The 6,263-nt window shown below is 42.9% G+C and carries 6 protein-coding genes; 2 read left to right on the top strand and 4 right to left on the bottom strand.

Annotated elements, in window-relative coordinates:
- Positions 1 to 189: 189 nt before the first annotated feature.
- The 4 genes from O9295_RS07045 to O9295_RS07030 form a co-directional block, all read right to left on the bottom strand.
- Complete coding sequence (locus O9295_RS07045) at positions 190 to 648, bottom strand: hypothetical protein (RefSeq protein WP_288032480.1); 459 nt, start codon at positions 646 to 648, stop codon at positions 190 to 192.
- A gap of 27 nt (positions 649 to 675) precedes the next feature.
- Positions 676 to 1,722 (bottom strand): class 1 fructose-bisphosphatase, encoded by a 1,047-nt coding sequence (gene fbp, locus O9295_RS07040; protein WP_147068674.1) that lies wholly within the window; start codon positions 1,720 to 1,722, stop codon positions 676 to 678.
- A gap of 177 nt (positions 1,723 to 1,899) precedes the next feature.
- Positions 1,900 to 2,682, bottom strand: a complete 783-nt coding sequence (locus O9295_RS07035) for a DUF3153 domain-containing protein (protein ID WP_288032479.1) — start codon at positions 2,680 to 2,682, stop codon at positions 1,900 to 1,902.
- A gap of 2 nt (positions 2,683 to 2,684) precedes the next feature.
- Positions 2,685 to 4,937: a ribonuclease R family protein gene (locus O9295_RS07030; protein ID WP_288032477.1), complete on the bottom strand. Its 2,253-nt coding sequence runs from the start codon at positions 4,935 to 4,937 to the stop codon at positions 2,685 to 2,687.
- An 88-nt stretch (positions 4,938 to 5,025) separates the two neighbouring features.
- Between O9295_RS07030 and O9295_RS07025 the strand changes: the two genes are divergently transcribed.
- Entirely contained in the window at positions 5,026 to 5,157 is a 132-nt protein-coding gene (locus O9295_RS07025; protein WP_261779241.1) for a hypothetical protein, read from the top strand.
- 201 nt (positions 5,158 to 5,358) lie between these two features.
- A complete protein-coding gene (locus O9295_RS07020) occupies positions 5,359 to 6,135 on the top strand; it encodes a slr1353 family protein (protein WP_288032476.1) in 777 nt (258 codons plus the stop codon).
- Positions 6,136 to 6,263: the final 128 nt, after the last annotated feature.

Raw genomic sequence — 6,263 nt, 5'->3', positions numbered from 1 at the left:
GAGGACTAGATCTTCATCAGATAAGGGCGGAAAATCCAGGTGAATTGTCCGCTTCAGAATCTCTAATAGCAAATCTAACCGCTCTGAGTCTGTCAAGCGGTCAAAGGTATCTAAAAGTTCCTGAACTATAGCAGTCATAGCGGTTGCCCTATATCTGCTCAATACTATAACACAAGCTTAACAAGGAGCTTAGTCATTGCTTGACAGCCCCAATAAATTCTGAATGTAAGTTTGGAATCCCCCCAAACCGCCATCGTCATCCCAACGCTGTCTGAAAGTCGGTAACTTCTCCAATTCCATCACATTCCCACCCTGATACCTGACTCGATAATCAAACATCGCATCTGCTTTTGCTGATACAGGTGGATTATCAAAATCAATAGCCCAAAGCACCTTAACAATTCGATAGATGTCATAATCATCCTTGCCAATTTCACGTTTGGCTTTGCAGTCGAGAACTTTTACTAAATGGGTAACATACCCTCGCTGTCTGAGTAGTATCAAACTATCTTTTTCGGGTTTATTGGCATTGACTTCATCGTCTTTCCATGCCAGTTGGAAGGGATCAGAAACCTTATATTCCCGATATGCCCATGTACCATCGTTTCGCCTGACATTTTTAGTCCACTTCAGAGCTTGTAAATCCATGTCAATATCTCGAAATAAAACTATAAGTTAAACTCGATCGCGATGACGGCGATCAGCGATAAAAGACTCTACCAATTTAACATCTTCGACACTACCGATCACTAAAGGTGTGCGGGTGTGTAATTTATCGGGAACGATATCTAAAAGATTTGTCACCCCATCACTAGCTTTGCCTCCTGCCTGTTCAATTAAAAAAGCAAGGGGGGCAGTTTCATAAATTAAGCGCAATTTTCCCTGGGGATTTTTAACAGTACCTGGATAGAGAAAAACACCACCCTGCATTAAAATTCGATGGATATCTCCCACTAATGCCCCACTGTAACGGGCTGTGTAACCATCATGACGGTGGACATAACGAGTATAGTCGCGAATTGCCTCATCCCACTGCCAAAAATTGCCCTCATTGGTACTATAAATCGGACCGTGATCGGGGATAATAATATTCTCTTGGGCGAGGATAAATTCCCCTAAACTGGGGTCAAGGACAAAGGCATGAACACCGCGACCGATCGAGTAAACTAAGATAGTCGAGGGTCCGTAGAGAATATAACCGGCGGCGATTTGTTGACGACCATTTTGCAGTAAATCCCGCGCTTCTCCGTCTAAATCATTGCCTTCCTGTTGACGGATGGCAAAAATCGAACCCACATTTAGGTTAATATCCACATTGGAAGAACCATCGATCGGGTCGTAGAGTAGGGTATAGCGACCGATGGGACAGTTTTCTGGGATATAATAGGGTTTATCCATTTCCTCGGAAGCAAGACGGCAAACTAAACCACTTTGCTTAAAAACCGAGATAAATACTTCATTGGCAAAAACGTCCATTTTCTTGACTGATTCCCCTTGGACGTTGGTTTCTCCAGTAAAACCTAGCACATCCGCCATTAATCCCGCTTTACTGAGACGACGGGCAATTAATTTCCCCGCTAGGGCAATCCGACTCATAATTGCGCTTAAATCCTGCGCGTCGGAGGAAAAGCTTTGTAGTTGTTGCAGGACGTGACGGGAGAGGGTGGTACAATCTCGATCGAGGCTATGTTCGGGGATAGAAAAGGGAATATTGCTAACCATAACTGTAATTGCCAGTAATAAAGTAAAAAAGGGAAACCCGTCTAGTCTCAATTGTGACTATGATTTGATCCTAGCCAAGATTTTCCCTATTGCGGGCCAATTTTTAGATCAGTTTTAGAGTTGGCTAATTTTCCCCTCATTGATCATTAAATCCCGGTCAATAGTTGCCTTCTCAATTTAAGTCGATGGGGATACACCGGGCAAGCGTTTATATTTCAAGTAATAGGCAAAACCTGTTATTAAAACAATAACTATTGTGCCGATACCTAAATAGTTAGGAACCCAAAAAGCTGCCGCAATGGTGTTAATTTCTCCCGGTTTTAAATGCCAAATTAACTGATCATCAACTTTTTCTACCGGGGGATTTAATCCTGAGTCATCTTCAAGATTTTGACCAGCTAAGGGAGTCTTTAAAGCGAAGTCGATATCGACTAAAGAACCGGGACTAACGATAATATTTCCCTGTTCGGAAAGTACACCTAAAGCCCGCAAATCAACAGTTAATTTTAAGTTTTTCTGGCTCAAAAAGAACCAATCTCGTTCTGTAACTGCCAGTTTTGAGTCTAGTTGCAGTAACTTGCTATCATCGGTATTAGCAGAGTTTTTGATTTTAAAGGAAGAACTAGGATCAAAAAATTGATTAAATTTTTCCTCTAATTCCTGACTATTACTAAAGGGAATAGTCACAATTATTTCTCGTTCGGAAATAGGAGCGGTTTTCCCCTTAAGTAATTTTGCCCTCTGTTCGATACTATTTAACCATTTAGTGGCTTCGGTTTGACTGAGACTGGTTAAGCGTTGTCCGAGGGTGATATGTTGAATAATTTCCCCGTGGTGTTGGTGGGGAAAATTAATGCCCACATCGTAACGGACACAGCCAGTTAAAAAGAGAAAAATACCGCATAAAAAGGGCAGAATAAAGCGGGTTTTTCCGATTTTTTCGGTGGTTGGTTGATTCATAATTAATCTTCTTCTAAGTCGTCATAACTTGCTGAACTGCCACCGCTAACCGTAACTAGATCGATTTGCTGACGATAATAGTCTACATCTTTTACCTCCACTTCTACCTCATCACCGAGACGATAGGCAACGCGATTTTTCCGTCCTACCAAACAGCTATGACGAGCGCGATATTCGTACCAGTCATCCTTGAGAGAAGAAACATGAACCAATCCTTCCACTAATAAATCGGAAATTTCCACGAAGAAACCATAGGATTGTACACCAGTAATTAAGCCGCGAAAAACTTGACCCATTCTTTCTTTCATTTTCTCGGCTTTTTTCAATCCTTCTAGGTCTTTTTCCGCATCTTCAGCAATTTTTGAGCGATCATTGAGATGGGAAACAATTAGGTGGCTTTCTTCTTCTAACTCCTCCTGAATTTGGCTCGGTAGAATATTCCAATGAATCTGTCCATGACAGCTATTACTGCCCAAATTAACCCCGACTTTGACGATTTTGCTGCGGCGATCTTTCCCCTCTGTTAATAAGATTTTTAACACCCGTTGTACCCAAAGATCGGCATATCTTTGCAGGGGTGAGAGACAGTGGGTATAATTGCCAGGATAGGCCAACCCAAAATGCTGTAAAGGATGGCTGCTATATCTAACTAATTTGAGAGTTTCTTGCAGGAGATAATTGAGGACTTTCACCGATGTGGAAGCGGAAAAAATGCGGGTGAGATTTTGATAGTCATTGGGTTTAATCTCCTCCTCGGCAGTTAAATTTAATTCTGCCCCTAAATTATTGGCTAATTTGAGTAAATCCTCCAATTCATCCCAATCCGGTTCCGATTGTCCACAGTAGATACAGGGTAAGTGTAAAGCTTGCAAATGTTCAGCGACGACTTTGCCGGCTAAAATTGCCACTTCTGTCAGTAAAGAACGGGCCGGTAAATTATTAGAAGCGAGAACAGTCCCCCCCCGTCCTTCGTCTTTGTAGGGAGAGATTTTGTCTAATTGAATATCAAAACTACCCCGCTGCAGACGTTGGGATTTTAGGGTGGGGCAAACGCTAAAAAATAAATCTTTCAGGGTTTCAACGGTATCGGTGGGGGCAGCTGCGCTATCTTCTTCACTGAGCAGATCGCGCACCTGTTGATAGGTAAAATGTTGATCCACTTGGATGAGGCTGCGGGTGATTTCGTACTCCACTAGCTCCCCCTTGTCATCGAGGGTGACGAGGATAGAAATAGCGGGGCGCTGTTCTTGCGGTGACAGGGAACAACGACTGGTAACGGCAGCTGGAACCAATGGCAGCACTTTTTCGCCTAAATAGACGGCAGTTCCCCGTTTTTTGGCAACTTTATCCAATAATCCGCCCCGTTCAATGTAACGGGCCACATCGCTGATATGAATGGCGACTCGCCAGCGATTTTGGTTGATTTTCTCTAAAGAAAAGGCATTTTCAATGATCGGGGGATAATCCAGGGGGTTGTCATCTTCGATGGTAAAAGTGAAAAATTGGGTTAAATCTCGCAGTTGTTCTTTTTCGCCACTATCGAAGAAATCCGCTAAATTATCGGCAATTTCGAGGGCTTCCGGCGGAAAATTATGGGGTAGATCGTGTTTACAGGAGACGATATCGGTGTCGGCAGCGGCCTCGGCCGTGGAACCGAGAACACGAGTAACTTTACCGATGGGAGGCATTTCCCCTAGGGGATAACGGAGGACGGAAACATGAACGAGGTGATCGATGTTTTCTTGGAGATTTTGACCGTTTTCGAGGAGATTAAGGGTAAATTTGAGGCGATCATCCAGAGGAACCGCCACAAACCGCTCATTTTCCTGTTTTACTTGCGCTAGAAGCGAAGGATTAGCCCGTTCGAGAATTAATCTCACCTCTCCCTCCGGGGAACGACGACGGGTCCCCTCGCGGATGATTTTGACTAAAACTCGATCGCCATTCCAAGCGTTACTTAAATGATTTTTCGAGACGTAGATGTCATCAGCATCTTCGATATCTTGGATAGCAAAGCAAAATTCTTTACTGGAACAGCGCAGCTTTGCTTCTACGACATTTTCCTCGATCACACGACGATAGCGCCCGCGTTCTTTGACAACCATTCCCAGACGTTCCAAAGCACCGAGAATCACTTGCAATTTTTCGCAGCTTTCGGGATCGTCTTCGCAGCCCAGTTTTTTTTCGAGAAGTTTACCCGTAGCTAATTTATCATCACTAAGATGAGAGAGGAGTGTGGCGATCGAGAAGTCCATCTAACAATAATCCTTACTTACAAGACACTGACGGAATCGTGAATAATTAAGTTTAAATACTTAATAATGGGAAGATTGATTTAAACTATTGACTCGAGAGATTATCTCTGTCGGGGTAATTGCGATCGCTGGTGGTGACAGTGAAGGTAAACTGACCAAGCATCGAACACCCGAACCTACCCTGAGAATTATCGAAGCCTTCGTTAGTATAAGCCAATAGCGAACACCGGCAAACTTTTCGGCGATCGCTAGTCTTTCTGGCAGAAGCTTCAGCCTAGTAGAATCTTGTTACTGTGGGCAAGGCTAATCCTAGGACTGAAAATTTTATCTAACCTTTAATCTTAGCAAGAACTTGCTACATTTTTCCAGAATTGCGATAGAGTATTCTAATATAAGTACAAAAGAACTCGAAAAAGTCACCATGTTGCAAAAGTTACGCCAACGTTACCCCCAAGTTGCCCTGATTAGTGAGTTAGTTCAAATCGATCACGGCAAGTATATTGTGAAAGCGATCGTCGAAATTGAGGGAAAAACGGTCGTTACAGGTTTAGCGGCGGCAGATACGGTGGAAATCGCCGAAGATAGAGCCAGAGAACGGGCTTTACTGCTTTTAGAGGCTGAAAGCACCCCCGATCTCCAGCTTGTGGAAAAAGTCAGCCCCAATAATATTTCTCTACCGTCCGATTTACCTAAACCCGTCGCTAGTGCCAAAAAATCGACCAAAACGCCTAAAGTCACTGAAATACCTCGTCCTGAAGCTAAAATTGAACCGGAATTACCTCAAGTTAAGGATATTCCCCCAGCTAAAATTGAACCGGAATTACCTCAAGTTAAGGATATTACCCCAGCTAAAATTGAACCAGAATTACCCCAAGTTAAGGATATTCCTTTACCGGAACCAGAGCCTTTATTATTAGAAATGGAAACCGATAATTACTCCTTATTATCAGAATTGCCAGAAGAAGCGAGTTTAACCGAAGAAGAACCCCCAGAACCGGAACCAGTTGTTGTTATTCCTGAAGAAATCGATTATTCAGTTCTTAAAACTAAAATTGATGTGGAGATGAAACGATTAGCTTGGACCACAGAAAAAGGTCGGGAATACCTGATTTCTAGCTATGGCAAAAAGTCCCGTTTACTGCTAACTAATGAGGAGTTATTAGAATTCTATAACTACTTATCTAGTATCAGTGCCTAATCACTAAACCTGCTGCATAAATCAAAAATCTTCCGTTAAGTGAGGAGTCTCCGAGCCAGTATTCTCCGAGTCAGGAGAAGCAGAAAGAAATAGATTATTTCCTGGCAGTAGAAAAGCGATCTTTTTCT

The organism is Microcystis sp. LE18-22.4A, assembly GCF_027531105.1.
Classification (GTDB): domain Bacteria; phylum Cyanobacteriota; class Cyanobacteriia; order Cyanobacteriales; family Microcystaceae; genus Microcystis; species Microcystis aeruginosa.
Note: the sequence above shows the minus strand (reverse complement) of the source record. Positions and strands in the feature narration are given on the sequence as shown.